The sequence below is a fragment of the Chryseobacterium sp. C2(2020) genome (assembly GCF_014218915.1).
GTDB lineage: Bacteria > Bacteroidota > Bacteroidia > Flavobacteriales > Weeksellaceae > Chryseobacterium > Chryseobacterium mucoviscidosis.
Genome location: NZ_JACLCT010000015.1, coordinates 1 through 15614, shown reverse-complemented (window position 1 = coordinate 15614; position 15614 = coordinate 1). Strand labels below are relative to the sequence as shown.

Annotated in this window: 12 protein-coding genes; 4 read left to right on the top strand and 8 right to left on the bottom strand. The window is 37.6% G+C overall.

The window, feature by feature from the left end:
* Positions 1 to 11 precede the first annotated feature (11 nt).
* From H6W52_RS10335 to H6W52_RS10320, 4 genes are all read left to right on the top strand, one after another.
* Positions 12 to 1208, top strand: coding sequence for an MFS transporter (locus H6W52_RS10335; protein ID WP_050377148.1), 1197 nt, complete (start codon positions 12 to 14; stop codon positions 1206 to 1208).
* Positions 1209 to 1292: 84 nt separating this feature from the next.
* Entirely contained in the window at positions 1293 to 2246 is a 954-nt protein-coding gene (locus tag H6W52_RS10330; RefSeq protein ID WP_228457565.1) for a heavy metal-binding domain-containing protein, read from the top strand.
* A 123-nt stretch (positions 2247 to 2369) separates the two neighbouring features.
* The gene (locus H6W52_RS10325) at positions 2370 to 2591 is read left to right on the top strand and encodes a heavy-metal-associated domain-containing protein (protein ID WP_050377149.1); all 222 of its coding nucleotides are present in this window, start codon (positions 2370 to 2372) and stop codon (positions 2589 to 2591) included.
* A gap of 147 nt (positions 2592 to 2738) precedes the next feature.
* A complete protein-coding gene (locus H6W52_RS10320; RefSeq protein WP_050377150.1) occupies positions 2739 to 3566 on the top strand; it encodes an RteC domain-containing protein in 828 nt (275 codons plus the stop codon).
* Positions 3567 to 3838: 272 nt separating this feature from the next.
* On the opposite strand, the gene H6W52_RS10315 is transcribed toward H6W52_RS10320, so the two are convergent.
* The 8 genes from H6W52_RS10315 to H6W52_RS10280 form a co-directional block, all read right to left on the bottom strand.
* On the bottom strand, positions 3839 to 4534 hold the full coding sequence (locus H6W52_RS10315; protein WP_116098517.1) for a hypothetical protein: 696 nt from the start codon (positions 4532 to 4534) through the stop codon (positions 3839 to 3841).
* A gap of 236 nt (positions 4535 to 4770) precedes the next feature.
* Complete coding sequence (locus H6W52_RS10310) at positions 4771 to 6303, bottom strand: M20/M25/M40 family metallo-hydrolase (protein ID WP_116098516.1); 1533 nt, start codon at positions 6301 to 6303, stop codon at positions 4771 to 4773.
* Positions 6304 to 6355: 52 nt separating this feature from the next.
* Positions 6356 to 6712, bottom strand: coding sequence for a hypothetical protein (locus tag H6W52_RS10305; RefSeq protein WP_116098515.1), 357 nt, complete (start codon positions 6710 to 6712; stop codon positions 6356 to 6358).
* A 12-nt stretch (positions 6713 to 6724) separates the two neighbouring features.
* Positions 6725 to 8449, bottom strand: coding sequence for a helix-turn-helix domain-containing protein (locus tag H6W52_RS21385; RefSeq protein ID WP_116098514.1), 1725 nt, complete (start codon positions 8447 to 8449; stop codon positions 6725 to 6727).
* 622 nt (positions 8450 to 9071) lie between these two features.
* Complete coding sequence (locus tag H6W52_RS10295) at positions 9072 to 10517, bottom strand: TolC family protein (protein ID WP_116098513.1); 1446 nt, start codon at positions 10515 to 10517, stop codon at positions 9072 to 9074.
* Positions 10504 to 13698 carry an efflux RND transporter permease subunit gene (locus H6W52_RS10290; RefSeq protein ID WP_116098512.1) on the bottom strand — a complete coding sequence of 1065 codons (3195 nt, stop codon included), beginning with the start codon at positions 13696 to 13698 and terminating at the stop codon, positions 10504 to 10506. Before H6W52_RS10290 ends, H6W52_RS10295 begins: the two co-directional genes overlap by 14 nt.
* An 87-nt stretch (positions 13699 to 13785) precedes the next feature.
* On the bottom strand, positions 13786 to 14871 hold the full coding sequence (locus H6W52_RS10285) for an efflux RND transporter periplasmic adaptor subunit (protein ID WP_185144414.1): 1086 nt from the start codon (positions 14869 to 14871) through the stop codon (positions 13786 to 13788).
* 148 nt (positions 14872 to 15019) lie between these two features.
* Complete coding sequence (locus H6W52_RS10280) at positions 15020 to 15409, bottom strand: hypothetical protein (RefSeq protein WP_116098511.1); 390 nt, start codon at positions 15407 to 15409, stop codon at positions 15020 to 15022.
* Between the last annotated feature and the right edge of the window lie 205 nt (positions 15410 to 15614).

Genomic DNA, 15614 nt, shown 5'->3' with positions numbered 1-15614 from the left:
ATTTTAAGATTATGACAGCAAAAATAAAATGGAACAACGTGTATCTCCTGTTTACCTCGCAGGCATTGTTCCAGACTGCATCCATATTGGTCATTACGCTTTCGGGTGTGGTAGGCTTACAAATGGCTCCCGATAAAAATCTGGCGACCTTGCCATTGGCAATGATTACCGTAGGTACGGCAGGTATGATGATACCCGCATCCCTCATTATTAGAAAATTAGGTCAGCGCAATGCCTTTATGATAGGTACACTGATAGGTGTTTTATCGGGTTTGGTTTCGTGGTACGGTATTATCCAAAATTCCTTTTGGCTGTTTTCAGTAGGTAATATGCTCATTGGTGCTTATCAAGGCTTTTCGCAATACTACCGTTTTGCTGCGGCTGATGCCGTTCCCGACTATGCGAAAAGCAAGGCAATTTCTTTTGTTATTGCAGGTGGCGTTGTTGCGGCTTTCGCCGGACCCAACTTAGCGAGGTTTACACAGCATTTAGGGGCGGTTCCTTACGCTTATTCCTACTTTTCCATTATCTTGTTAAGCGTGGTCGCTTTGGGCGTTGTTTCCTTTTTAAAATTGCAAAGAACATCTGCGGTACAAACCAATGAAGCAGTTAAGAAAGGTCGCCCGTTAAAAGAAATCATTAAGAATAAAGATACCATACTTGCAATACTGGCATCATCTACCGCATTTGCCGTAATGGGAATGTCTATGACCGTTACCCCGATAGCGATGCACAGCGTAGGGCATTCGTCCGATAGTTCCGCAACGGTTATCCAGTGGCACGTATTGGGTATGTTCCTGCCGTCATTCTTTACAGGTATGCTCATTCAGAAATTCGGCGTTTACCGTATCATTATTTCCGGCTTGGCGATTTTGTTCCTGTACATCATCATTGCCCTGATGGGAACAGGCTTTGCGCATTTCGTTTCCGCATTGTTCATCGTGGGCTTAGGTTGGAACTTCCTGTTTATCGGTGGCTCATCATTGCTGACCAAAGTGTACAGACCCGAAGAGAAAGAAAAAACACAGGCTTTCCACGATTTCACGGTTTTTGCAGTCATCAGTATTGCGAGCTTCTTTGCAGGTAGCCTGTTCAATTACTGGGGTTGGAATGGCGTAAACATTGTACTGATACCTATGCTTATAATCACATTGATAGCGGTTATCAGGATTGTAATGAGCCAAAAGAAAAGCGTTAGCAATCAGTAAAAATCGTAAATCAAACAAAGAATATCACAATAGATACAACCCATTTAATGCGGAAATTTGTATTGTAATAAGAGAGATAAATAAATGAATAATTTAAAAACCATATTACTAAGCACGGTTGTTTCACTGGCAGCGTTATCTGCCTGCAACAATTCAGAAAGTAATAATAAAAAATCAGAGGATATGAATGCACATCAGCACGCAAATCACGACAGCGCATACGCTTGTCCGATGCACCCGGAAGTAAAAGGAAACAAAGGCGATAAATGCCCTAAATGTGGTATGGCTTTGACCCCTGTTAATAAAGAGAAAAGTCAGTATGAAGTAAAAGTGGCTGCCAACCCGCAAAATGTGGAAGCAGGTAAACCAACTAATCTATCCATCGCCATTAGTGAACACGGTAAAAATGTGCCGTTGGAAGTAGTGCACGAAATGAAAATGCACCTTTTGGTAGTGAATGAAGAACTGACCTGGTTTGACCATATCCACCCCGAAGAACAGGCAGACGGTTCTTATAAGGTTTCAGAAACATTCCCAGCAGCAGGTAAATACCTGTTATTTACCGACTACAAACCGAACGGAGCCGAGGGAGAGGTTAATAAGCAAACCATTGAGGTAAAAGGTACGGCAGCAATACAAACAGCCGATTTAAAGACAAAATTGGTTTCAACCGTAGATGGTTTTACGGTAACACTACTTAACGGCGAAGACTTCAAAACAAACAGAAATCAGGGCTTGCAATTTTCGGTAGAAAAAGACGGCAAGAAATTAGAGGAAAAGGATATGCAGAACTATCTCGGAGCGACTGCCCATATCGTAATGATAGGCAAAGCCGATAAAGATTTTCTACATATACACCCGGTATCAAAAGAGAATTTCCCAATCTATGCCGAAACGCTTATCAAAAAAGCAGGGCTTTACAGAATGTGGGTACAGTTCAAAATAAACAACGTGGTACATACGGCAGATTTCACGATTACCGTATCAGAGGGCGAAAAATCGGCAGAAGACCACAGCCACCACGCCCACAAACATTAATAGTCTGCAACAGGAAAACAGTAAATGTCACAAATTAAACCCGGAATATCACAATAGCAGACTTTGGGATTATGTTGAATTTTGCGACAGTTCAAAACAATAGTAAATAAAGTTTAAAAAAATATGGAAAATACAGAATTTCAGTTCAAGACCAATCTTAATTGTGGCGGTTGTGTATCAAAGGTAAAAGCGGATTTAGACAGCGCAGACGGTATCTGCGAATGGAATGTAGATACAGCCAATAATGACAAAATCCTTACCGTAAAATCAGAGGGCATAACACAAGATGAAATAGTTGCCATTGTTAAGAGAAAAGGCTTTAAAGCAGAACCATTAGCGGTTTAATCTCTTAGCCCTATCCGGTTTCTAATAAAGGATAGGGCTTTCTCATACCCTTTCAATACATACTAAAATGAGGCAATTATTGTAGGCTAACTGCAATTGCTGCCTCATTTTATCCTTTTTATTGGTTTCACTTAAATACCAATTTCTATGATAGATTATTGCCATACTATAATAAACGAATTAGACGACAGAATAAATGAATTGACCTATGAGCCGAATAATTCTTTGGTAGCGTATGAAAATGCTATTGTACTGGTATTGCAGAAGCTCGAAGAGATAAAGAAGTATATCAAGAGAAATGGCTTTAAAGATGATGATGAAGAAATACTATTTTTCAAACAGCTAAAGCCGCAGTTAGTATCTAAGCTCATTTACTTCAATGCGATTTACAAGATTGAAACGAAAAGACCACGTGGAGGGGATAAAACCATCAAGAAATATCTTAATGTAGAGCTTTCCAAAATCAAGCGGTATTTTGATGCCAATCTGGAATTTTACAAGTATTACAGAACCAACAGCACTCACCTCGACAATAAATTCTTTTTGCGAGGCAAGCACGATATAAAGTTGAGTTTAGACACGTATTATTTTGAAGCCGACCATAATTTCACAACCTCACACGATTACAAGGTAGCTAAGATTATTGCCAACGACTTGATACAGGTTTACCTCGAAGACCAGTTGAACAATAACAACCACAGAAAGCTACTTGAAATCCCGCCTTTGAACTGGACGGGCAGCAAAACTTCACTCATTGAGTTGATTTATTCACTGCATTCGCAGGGTTCCATTGACAACGGGAACACCGACATTAAAATCATTGCCAAGACCTTTGAGAATATGTTTAATATTGACTTAGGGGATTTCTACCATTCCTATTTGGAACTGAAAGGCAGGAAGATAAACCGAACAAAGTTCCTCGATAGTCTTCGGGATGCACTTATCAAAAGGATGGACGAGCAAGACGAAAAATAAAGGTAAAGTTTCACTGCTTTACCTTTATTTTTTATAAATTTGCAGTAATGATTTACAAGGTAATTGAATGAAAGCAAGTGTAGTAAGCACCATTACTAAATCGTTACCGATAACTCTTTCGGTTCTTGTAAACTACTCTTTATTAGTCAGTTTTGACTAAATTAATCTTTTTTAATAAAAAATCCCAGTTTTTCAACCGGGATTTTCTGTTTGAAAAAGTACCAACTAATTTCAAACTACAATTTAGCTATATGAATGTTTTGGTGTTTTGGTTAATTGCACATCGTTAAAAACTGATGGCTCATCTGTACTTTGAATCTCGCGTCTGATTTCAGCTTAGAATAGATCATGCTTTCAAAAGCCTGTACTTCTTTTAATTTCTGATCAATATATTCTGCGATCTGAACAACGGAAAACAGAAAATCTCTGTATACCGCAATATTCACCGTTTGTCCGTGAACCGGAAGATAAGCTTTCAGAAAAGGAATTGTCGCCTGATGCTGGTTGTAATTCACACAATATCCCGCTCCTTCACGCGAAGTGATGATTTCAAAATCGTTGATAAAATCCAGCACGTTTTTATCTTCTTTATTACTATTTTTCGACAAGTATCTGTTGATTTTATCCAAAATATGCTGTGCATATTCCATCATCGTAACGGTTTTCCATTCGAACTGATGATTGATTTTTTTTGAATTTCTGGCAGGCTTTCCATTTTCACAGGTGGTGCAGAAAGAAATCCCGATTTTGTCGTAATAAGGAAAAAAGCAGTCTTTAATCTGTAGGGAAGCATCCGCCTGAATTCTTTCGTTGGCAAAGTTGTAGTACAAAAAAGGACTGTAGAGATCCGAAAGTTTTTTCAGATAGTCGGTTTCACTTGTATTCTGATATTCCTCAAACCATTTTTCAAGGTTGTCGTAATAAGTATTTTCAAATTCGTTAAAACTTAGATATAATGGCAGTTCCATAACTTCGTAATTTTGATAAGACAAAGCTATTGCAGTAATGCGACAAAACTCGACGTGTTATTTTTTAGTTTTGAATTTTTTTTTGAATTGATGATTTTGGATTGATGTTATAAAGCGAATACGATCTAAAATATTTCTACTGATTCGCGCTCAGGAAAACATTGCAAATTCCAACTGCCTGAAATTTAATTGTAAAATTCATCATTCATCATTCATCATTCATCATTCATCATTTATCATTTATCATAATTCGTCATAATGAATTCAAAATAATGAATCATTTTCATATAATTTTCGATGCTGAGATATTCATTGGTGCTGTGAATGCTCTGTTGCTCAGAATTATTGATTTTGACAGGCATAAATCTGTAAATGTTTTTACTTACCATCTGATATTTGTAGGCATCCGTTCCGCCCAGTGTAAGATATGGCGTTACAATAGCTGCCGGATAAAGCTGTTTTACTCCTTGTTCAATTAGCTGATACGCTTTTGTATTGCTTGATGAAACTGCGGAAGCTTCTCTGGTATTGTCAATTTCTTCCACTTCCACCTCAAAACCTTCGGTTGCTTTGGCAATATGCGCTTTTACATCTTTTACGGTATTTCCGGGAAGCAGCCTGAAATTAACCACAAATTCCACTTCGGGAGAAAGTACGTTGGTTCCGTCACTTCCCTTCATCATGGTAAGTGCCGTTGTCGTACGAACTAAAGCATTGGTAGAATTATTTTTGGTAAGCTGAGAAAGAAGAAGCGGTTTCAAAAGCCATTGATTGGAGATTGCCATTCTGCTCGGGAAAGACATTGAACCTCCGATATTATCAAAAAACTGTTGGATTAAAGGGGTAATTACCGGTTTCATCTGATCGTCTTCCAGTCGCTGCATAATAACGGCAGCTTTCCCGATCGCACTTTCCATGGGCGGTGTCGACGAATGGCCGCCTAAACCTTTCACTTTTATTTTGGCAGAAAGAAAACCTTTTTCGGCACAGCCGATTACCGCTACATCCGAATCGATTCCGGAAATGCTTCCTTTTTCTAAAATTAACCCGCCTTCATCATAAACAGCATCAAACTGTATGTTTTTTTTCTTAAAATAAGAGGCAATTTGTGTTGCACCCTTCTTCCCTCCTACTTCTTCATCGAATCCGAAAGCCAGATAGATATCGCGTTTCGGCGTATGTTTATTTTTAATTACATTATTCATGGATTCCATCAGAGAAAAGAGCATTCCTTTCATGTCAATTGCTCCGCGTCCGTAAATTCTTCCATTGGCAACGGCTCCTGAAAACGGAGCAAAATCCCAGTCTTCAGCAACTTTTGTAATGGCTGGAAAAGGTTTATCATTGGGTCTGAAAACATTTTCTGTTGTATTTTTCACCTCCGCATCTCCGGGAGGAACCACATCAATATGAGACAGAAACATAATGGGCGCGAGACCTGGATTGCTTCCTCTAAGCCTGAAAACCAGACCATAAGTATTCACCTCAACATATTCTGTATTTTTATAAACTTCAGGATATGCTTTTTTAAGATATTCTTTAAATGTTACAAAAGGGGAATAATCGAAATCCCCTAATTCTCCGGTGGAAACGGTTGGGATCTTTAATCCTTCGGAAAAACGTTTAACAACCGAATCGTTCTTTACAAATTTCCATCCTCCGGAATCTGCCTTATCTGCTTTTTTGAAAGGATAGGTGAATGTTCTGATTAAAACAAAAGCAATGAGAATGATGATAATACTCAAAAAGACTAAAAGAAATTTCTTCATGATTATTAAATTTATATAAATATAATGAAGATTTTACTTCTAAAATAGCGTTTCAGTTTAAAACTTTCAGTTTTTTCAGGTACATATCATAAAAGATTTTGCGGCGGTCTTTTTTGTAAAGCATAAAATACGTAACATTTTTATTTTTTACGATTGAGTCTCCGGTATCAATTAACGTGATGATATTCAAATCATCTAAATATATCTTTTTGTAATCTGAAGTTTTGACCAAATAAGCATGACTCATATAATCATATTTATCATACACTACAATTCCATTGAAATGCTGTTCAAAATATTTGTATTTAGAAAAATTGGGATCTAAGATTTGTTTTAAAATACCAAAACAGAAAACTGCCCCAAAGAATCCCAGTACAATTTTAGTGAAATTTTGTTTCAGGAATTTCATAAAAACAATGCATTAATCTTCTCTGTTGTTTTCAAGCTCTTCCTTTCTCTTTTTAATAAAATCTGTCGGACGAATTCCGTTGATTTCGTAAAAAAGATCCGAAAAATTCTGTCGGGAAGCGATTCCGCATTCTTTTGCAAGGGTTTCGATGCTGTATTTTAAGTATTTTTTATCCTCAAAAAGCAGATTGGTGATGTAATTGATTCTGAGTTCACTTAAATATTTATTGAAATTCGCTTTTTTATATTCATTAATAACCTGAGAAAGATAGTTGGAATTAGTACCCAGTTGGGCGGCTAATTTGCTAATTGTTAATCCTTTTTGTGTAAACCCTTTTTTATCTTCAAACGTTTTAAGCTTTTTCAGAAGTTCTTCTACCTTATTTTCTGTAATCGTAAGCTTCTTTTCTTCGATCTGCGGAACAAGTTCTTTGGTTTCGTCCATCTCTTCTTTCTGATGGTTTGCCGTAAACTTCTCTTCTATTAAAATATACTTTTTCTGGACTTCTTTGGATTTTTTATGCCTTCTCGTCAGCAGAACAACCAGACCGATTGCCCAGATAATTAACACAATGATAATAATAGTCCCGAGATAATTTATTTTCTGAAGCTTATTTTTTTCATCCAGTAAAGTATCGGTGTCGTAATCTTTATGAATTTTCGGGGACAGATAAATAAAATCCCTAGACATAATGCTGTCTGCACGAAGCAACTGGCTTGTGTAATAGAGCTGGTTCTTCTCGTTTTTCTCTTTTTTGGAATAATCGATCAGGATTTCATAATTTTCCCTCAGTTCCGGAAGGATAAACTGATGTTTCTGAAAAATGGAATCTATCTTTTTAAAATAAATAATAGATTGTTTGGTCTTTTTAAGATCGGAATAAGTTTTCCCGATGTAGAAATAACTTACCGAAAGCCTTGCAAAATCACGGCTTTCTCTGATCACGGGCAGAGACTGATTAAAGTCTTCTAATGCTTCCTTGAATTGATTTCTCTTGTATTCTGAAATTCCTTTCGACAAAAGGAAATATCCTTTTTCCAGAGCATAATCCGGATTATCTCCTACTTCAGAAAGTCCCGTCTGTATAGCAGCATCCACTTCTTCCTGTTTCCCAAGATGCCTGTTGCAGATAATAAGCTGATGAAGACTGTTGAGATAACCTTTCTTATTGTTATAAATTTCGTTAGGATGAAGTTTGGTGATGGATTTCGCCTTTTCCCTGTAATAAACAAGACATTTTGTAAAGACCTGTGAAGCATCTTCGTAATAGCCGAGATAGCTTTTTACCACTCCGATATGATACAGATTCTGATATTTCAGATATTCATTTCTGGTATTTCTTGAATATTTATAGGCTTCAAGATATTCGTTAAGAGCAAGTTGAAACTTTTTATAATGGTAATAATAAATAACGCCTTTATCAATATGGGCAACAATTTTAAGATCATCCTCATTGGTCTGGTTGGCTGCCCAGATCATGCTGTCTGCATACTTCAGTTTATTTTCATTTAAAGAAGAAAAAAATACCGCATCTTTATATCCCTGAACCAGTTTTTCGTAATTCTTTTCCTTTTTTGCCAAGTTGAGATATGGCTTTATAAAAGGAAATGCCTTCATGTCATTTTCCGAAAAATCTTCATACTTCAACCTGAGTTTATAATATTCGCTGTATCCTTCCTGCGAGAAGAATAAATTAACAATTCCGATAAAAAGAATAAAAAATAGATTTTTTTTCACCCCTGTTTAATAATCCTATGTGTAAACTTCGTCAAAAGTACAGAAAATAGATCATTTTTTATCAAAGATTATTGAATTAAAATGTGGTATAGAATTATTTCTATTTTACAAATATATCAATTGAAAATCAACCAATTAAATAATAAGTACAGAAATATTCCGCTGTCTCAATTTATGAATAATGACCGCAACTGTTTTTTTATTTCACCACAAGGTTATAATTTCGAAACCGGAAATCAAAACAATAGAAAAAATTAATTAAAGCCGTTTTTATATACTATTGAATAGAAAGAAAGCCCTAAAAAAGCACATGCAGATAAATTTTGAAAGCTAATAAAAAAACATGATTCTATTCATAAATCTTACCACCTTCCTTAACAGGAGAAATTACTTTTTTGGAAGGCTGGTTTTTTTTAAAATTTAATTTTTCAAAAAAAAGCTAATAACCATTTTTTGAAATACAATAACCGCGAAGAAATAAATTAGTCCTGTATCCTACAGGTAAATTGGGAAGGAGGTTCTGAAATATGAACCTTTTTATTAAAGTTTTCAGTTTTAATCGAAAAGAGACTGTTCCTTACGGGCAGCCTCTTTTCTTTTTAAAACATTAAGGATTTACAAATCACTTCCAGCCTCCGCCTAAGCTCTTGTAAATATCAACAACTGTACTCAGTTGTTTTTGTTTAGCTTCTACCAGTTCCATTTTGGCATCCAAGGCATCTCTCTGGTTCAGAAGAACTTCCAGATAATCGGCTCTCGAATTTTTAAATAACTGATTGGCTATATCTATTGATTTTTCCAAAGCCTGTGTTTCTTCAGACTTCAGTTTGTAATACTGATCGATGTTTTTTACTTTAGACATTAAATTCGCAACATCCAGATAAGCATTCAGAATGGTTTTATCATATTCGTACAACGCCTGAATCTGTCTTGCATCCGCTGTCTGAAAGTTCGCTTTAATGGCACTTTTATTAATCAGCGGGCCCGCCAGTTCACCCACCAGACTTGCTGCCATAGATTCCGGCAATTTAACCAGATAAGAAGGTTTAAAAGCTTCCAGTCCTAACGTTGCAGAAATTTCCAGACTTGGATAAAACTCTTTTCTGGCTGCTTCCACATCCAGTTTTGATGATTTTAATTCCAACTCAGCCTGTTTGATGTCGGGACGGTTTGCCAGTAACTGTGACGGAATTCCCGTATAAACTGTTTGAGGGATCATCGACATGAAATCTCCTTTTGATCTTACAATCGGCTGTGGAAATCGTCCGCAAAGCGCATTGATTTCGTTTTCTTTTTCAGTAATTTCCTGACGGATGGTAAATTCCGAAGCTTTAGATTTTGCCAGTTCCGCCTCGAATTTTTTTACCGCCAGTTCCGTAGCTGCCGCAGCTTCTTTCTGTATTTTTGAGATCTCCAAAGCTCTCTGCTGCAGTTTTGTGTACTGCTGAATGATATCCAACTGATTATCCAGAGCCAGCAATTCATAATAATTATCAGCAACTTCCTCAATTAAATTCGAAAGAACAAAATTCTTCCCTTCCACGGTAGAAAGATAATGTGCTACTGCAGATTCTTTCTCCGTTCTAAGCTTTTTCCAGATATCCACTTCCCAATTTGCCATCAATCCGCCCTCAAAATTTCCAAGCGGATCCGGCATTTCTTTTCCGGGTTCTATTTCTGTGGTGGCATCACCTGCTCCTTCGCTGGTGTAGCGTCCTGCTTTTTTCACACCCGCGCCGATTCCTGCGGAAACAGTAGGCGTTAATCTTCCTTTTTTTGCCAAGACACCGCTTTTTGCAATCTCAATTTCCTGCAAAGTAATCATTAACTCCTGATTATTTTTTAAAGCAGTTTCTATTAAGGCTACTAAATTAGGATCTGTAAAAAACTGTCTCCAAGGGGTTGTTCCGCTGTTGTTGTTTGCATCACCCTGATCTTCCTGATTAAAATTCTGAGGAATATTTTCTTTCACCTCATCTTTTACCACGGTCGCCATGGGCGCCTTACAGCCTGCTAAAACAAGCGATAAGGCAATGGCAGCTATATATCTTTTATTATAAATCTTCATGTTTGTCGTCGTGTTGGTACGGTTCTGTTTGTTCTGTTAAAGGATTTTCCTCTTCATATTTTGCCAGTTTCGATTTTTCTGCGATTGTTCCGAAGATGTAATACAATCCAGGGATAATCATCAGTCCGAAAATAGTTCCGATCAGCATCCCTCCTGCTGCAGCGGTACCGATGGTACGGTTACCGATTGCTCCCGGTCCTGTTGCCAGAACCAATGGAATTAAACCTGCAATGAATGCAAATGAGGTCATCAGAATCGGACGAAAACGGATCGCAGCTCCTTCGATGGCAGCCTGCGCAACAGGAATTCCTTCTTCCGCTTTTTTCTGTACGGCAAATTCTACAATCAGTACGGCATTTTTACCCAAAAGACCAATCAGCATCACCATTGCTACCTGAGCGTAAATATTGTTTTCCAATCCTAATAATTTCAGACATAAGAAAGCTCCGAAAATACCTGTCGGTAACGATAGAATTACCGGTAACGGAAGAATGAAACTTTCGTACTGTGCGGAAAGAATAAGATAAACAAATCCTAAACACACTAAGAAAATGAAAATCGCTTCGTTTCCACGGCTTACCTCGTCCTTAGAAATACCCGCCCAATCGATCCCGAAACCTCTCGGAAGCGTTTTATCCGCAACTTCTTTAATGGCTGCAATCGCCTGTCCGGAACTGTACCCCGGAGCCGGAGTACCACTTACCTCGGCAGAATTGTACATATTGTGTCTGGTAATCTCCGAAAGACCGTATACTTTTTCAAGATGCATAAAATCTGAATACGGAACCATTTGATCTTTATCATTCTTCACATATAGTTTCAAAAGATCGCTTGGTAACGCACGATATTGAGGGCTCGCCTGAACGATTACTTTATAAGGTCTGTCGAAACGGATGAAACTGGTTTCATAGTTGGAACCGATTAATGTGGATAAATTATCCATTGCATTTTCAATCGTCACTCCTTTTTGCTCGGCAAGATCATTATCCACTCTCAACATATACTGAGGGAAACTTGCGGAATAGAACGTAAACGCAGAACCCAGTTCCGGACGTTTTTTCAGTTCTCTTACGAAGTCGTTGCTTACCTTTTCCATTTTTTGATAATCTCCGCTTCCCGCTTTATCGAGCAGACGAAGCTCGAAACCACCTGCTGCACCGTATCCCGGAATGGAAGGCGGCTGGAAGAATTCTATATTTGCACCGGGAATATTCTTCGCTTTTTCTTCAAGCTTTTCTATGATTTCCGCGGCAGATTCTTTACGGTCTTCCCAGCTTTTAAGATTGATAAGACAAGTACCGGAGTTGGAACCCGTACCTTCCGTAAGAATTTCGTAACCCGCCAGTGAAGAAACAGACTGTACTCCATCGATATCTTCAGATTCTCTTAATAATTCTTTGGCAATCTGGTTGGTTCTTTCCAGTGTAGAACCTGGAGGAGTCTGAATAATGGCATAAATCATTCCCTGATCTTCCGCAGGAATAAATCCTGAAGGCAATGAATTGCTTAAAAAGAATGTACATGCACAGAACGCCAATAATAATGGTAAAGTGATTGTTTTTTTCTTCACCGTTTTGTTTAGCATTCCTTCATATTTATTAGCTCCTTTTGTAAATAATCCGTTGAACTTATCAAGGAAAATAGTAATCGGAGTTCTTCTTTTTGCTTTTCCGTGGTTATTTTTTAAAATTAAAGCACATAAAGCCGGCGTTAATGTTAAAGCAACAACCCCTGAAAGAATAATTGCAGAAGCCATAGTGATGGAAAACTGACGGTAGAAAACTCCAACCGGACCGGACATGAAGGCTATCGGAATGAATACGGATGCCATTACCAGAGTAATTGCGATAATTGCCCCGCTGATTTCATGCATCGCTTCTTCTGTTGCTTTTAACGGCGATAAATGCTTCTCTTCCATCTTTGCGTGAACGGCTTCAATAACCACAATCGCATCATCCACCACGACCCCGATCGCCATAACAAGCGCAAATAACGAGATCATATTTAAGGTAATTCCGAAGGCGGACATGACTGCGAAAGTACCTACTAATGATACCGGAACCGCCAAAGCAGGAATTAAGGTTGAACGCCAGTCTCCCAGGAATAGGAATACCACGATTGCCACCAAAATAAAGGCTTCAAAAAGCGTATGAACTACTTTTTCAATAGAAGCATCTAAGAATTTTGATACGTCATAACTGATGTCATAATGCATTCCTTTCGGGAAAGTGGTTTTCTGCAATTCTTCCATCAAAAATTTTACATTCTTGATAACGTCACTTGCGTTGGAACCATACGATTGTTTTACCGTGATTGCCGCAGAAGGCTTTCCGTTTAAGGTAGAATAAATATCATACATGGACGAACCGAATTCTATATCGGCAACATCTTTTAATCTGATGAATTCGCCATCGGGTTTAGCTTTAAGGATAATATTTCCGTAATCTTTTTCATTATTAAAACGACCCGGATATTTTAAAATATATTCAAAGGACTGCGATCTTTTTCCGGAACTTTCACCTGTTTTACCCGGAGAAGCTTCTAAACTCTGCTGATTCAAGGATTCCATTACTTCATCTGCGGAAATGCTGTAAGCCGTTAATCTGTCCGGTTTCAGCCAGATACGCATCGCATATTCTCTTGTTCCGAGGATATCTGCGAAACCTACACCGCTTACTCTTCTCAATTCAGACATTACATTGATGTCTGCATAGTTGAAAAGGAATTTCTGATCAGCTTTCGGATCATCACTGTACAGGTTAATGTACATCAGCATATTGGGTTCTTCACGGGTAATTTTCACCCCTTCACGAACAACCAATGGCGGAAGTTTATTAACCACCGAAGAAACACGGTTCTGTACGTTTACTGCTGCTACATTCGGATCGGTTCCCAAATCGAAAACCACCTGAATGGAAGCTTCCCCGTCGTTTCCGGCATCGGAAGTCATATATTTCATCCCGGGAACCCCATTCAGACCTCTTTCTAAAGGAATAACAACGGATTTAATCAACAATTCATTGTTGGCTCCGGGATAATCCGCCGTAATGTTTACTTTGGGTGGAGAAATGGAAGGAAACTGGGTAACCGGTAATTTTACAAGGGATAAAACTCCCATAAATACGATAATCAAAGAGATTACGATAGACAGAACAGGTCTGCGAATAAATTTCTTAAACATAAAATAATGATGAATTATTAATGATGAATGATAAATGATGATTATGAAGTTTTTGCATAATCACGATCACGTATCGATTATCGTATTCTACTCTGCTTTTAATTTTAATGACTGAAGAACTTTTTTCGGATCCTGAACTTTTGTCTGAACTTTCTGATCGTCTTTTACTTTCTGAACTCCTTCCAATAAGATTTTATCTCCGGTTGAAAGCCCTGAAGCGACTACGTATACATCAGGAAGCTCATAAGCGATCTTTATATTTTTAGATTTTGCCACTCCGTTCTTGTCTACCACGAAAACATATTTCTGATCCTGAATTTCGTAAGTAGCTTTCTGAGGAATGATTAAAGCGTTTTTCAATGGTAACGTCATTCTTACTTTTCCCGTTTCTCCGTTTCTCAGAAGTTTATCCGGATTTGGGAATTTAGCTCTGAAAGCGATATTTCCTGTCTCACTGTCGAATTCCCCTTCAATGGTCTGAACCTGTCCTTTCTGTGGAAAGACATCTCCGTTTGCCATAACAAGATCCACCATATTGCTTCCTCTTGAAGCTACATTTCTCTGATAGTTAAGATATTCCGGCTCCGAAACATTGAAGTACGTATAAATATCGTTGTTATCGGAAAGGGAGGTTAATAAATCTCCTTCATCTACCAGACTTCCCAGTTTTAAAGGAATTCTGTCGATAATTCCCGAAAACGGAGCTTTAATGTCTGTAAAAGACAGGTGAATCTGTGCCAGTTTCGCTTCAGCATTGGCTGCATCCAGCTTAGCTTTCGCCATTGCTCTTTCGTTTTTGGAAACGATGTTGTTGTTGGCTAATGTACTTGCATTTTTCAGCTCAATTGTTGCCTGAGCAACTTCTGCCTGAGCTTTCAGCAATTCTGCCTGATACAATTTCGGCATAATTCTGAATAAGGTTTGTCCCTGACGAACAAACTGTCCCTCATCTACAAAGATTTTCTCAAGAAAACCTTTTTCCTGTGCACGAACTTCAATGTTCTTTACAGATCTTACCTGTGCCACGTATTCTTTATCGATCACAGTATCCATCACAACGGGTGATGTTACCGGATAAACAGCGGCTTCTTCTTTTTCTTCTTTTTTCTTGTTACAACCTGTGAACAATAAAATACTGCTTAGCGCAATGCTTGCGACAACTCTTTTAATCATAATTCTAGAGTTTATGTAAATCGTTAATGTTTTAAATATGAAAATGGCAATAAGAGGATCGACGGAATAATTGATTGCCGGCAATTACAACGCAGGATTTTCCCACCGAATAGCTAATCGGCAGAAAACGGGTTCGAAAATGTGGATTTTAAATTCTTATAGAACGAATCAGAATGAACTTTTTAACAGAAGAATATTCTGATATACAGCTATGGATCGCTGATTTTAGTCTTTTGAAACTTTTTAAACCAAAAATATAGACCAAAGTGAAAACACTAGCGAAAGCCACCATTGCCTGAAAGGTATCGGACAACTGGAAATCGTCTTCAGTAAGTTCGAGCGTATATGCATTGCTTACATCATCCGAAGCCTGTTGCATAGAAAGCTTTTCGTAGGTCTGGTTTAAACGGTTTGCTTTTTTGGGTAAATTCTGAGAAGTGTGGGTGTAATCGTTTCGTAAAGTTTTGACATTGATCTTGCTTTCTACTACAAAAAGCAGAAAAAGAGTGGTCAAAAAGTATACGATATAGTTTCTCATGATTTCAAGGCACAAATGTAGACTTTAGTTTTGTTATGTTTCGAGACAATTGTGTGACAAGTTATTCATATTAACAATATTTAACACTTATTTAAATTCGCTGAATTTGTTTAAATATTAAAAAAAAGGGTATTGTTAAATTAAAATATATTTCATAAATTAGTATTATGAAATGTTATAAATGTCAATCATTAGATAAAGTAAA

What these genes read in the sequence shown, in the direction of transcription:
- H6W52_RS10330 (WP_228457565.1), top strand. Translation starts at nt 1,293, where the DNA reads ATGAATAATTTAAAAACCATATTACTAAGCACGGTTGTTTCACTGGCA.
- H6W52_RS10325 (WP_050377149.1), top strand. Translation starts at nt 2,370, where the DNA reads ATGGAAAATACAGAATTTCAGTTCAAGACCAATCTTAATTGTGGCGGT.
- H6W52_RS10285 (WP_185144414.1), bottom strand. Translation starts at nt 14,871, where the DNA reads ATGATTAAAAGAGTTGTCGCAAGCATTGCGCTAAGCAGTATTTTATTG.
- H6W52_RS10320 (WP_050377150.1), top strand. Translation starts at nt 2,739, where the DNA reads ATGATAGATTATTGCCATACTATAATAAACGAATTAGACGACAGAATA.
- H6W52_RS10280 (WP_116098511.1), bottom strand. Translation starts at nt 15,409, where the DNA reads ATGAGAAACTATATCGTATACTTTTTGACCACTCTTTTTCTGCTTTTT.
- H6W52_RS10305 (WP_116098515.1), bottom strand. Translation starts at nt 6,712, where the DNA reads ATGAAATTCCTGAAACAAAATTTCACTAAAATTGTACTGGGATTCTTT.
- H6W52_RS10310 (WP_116098516.1), bottom strand. Translation starts at nt 6,303, where the DNA reads ATGAAGAAATTTCTTTTAGTCTTTTTGAGTATTATCATCATTCTCATT.
- H6W52_RS10335 (WP_050377148.1), top strand. Translation starts at nt 12, where the DNA reads ATGACAGCAAAAATAAAATGGAACAACGTGTATCTCCTGTTTACCTCG.
- H6W52_RS10290 (WP_116098512.1), bottom strand. Translation starts at nt 13,698, where the DNA reads ATGTTTAAGAAATTTATTCGCAGACCTGTTCTGTCTATCGTAATCTCT.
- H6W52_RS10295 (WP_116098513.1), bottom strand. Translation starts at nt 10,517, where the DNA reads ATGAAGATTTATAATAAAAGATATATAGCTGCCATTGCCTTATCGCTT.
- H6W52_RS10315 (WP_116098517.1), bottom strand. Translation starts at nt 4,534, where the DNA reads ATGGAACTGCCATTATATCTAAGTTTTAACGAATTTGAAAATACTTAT.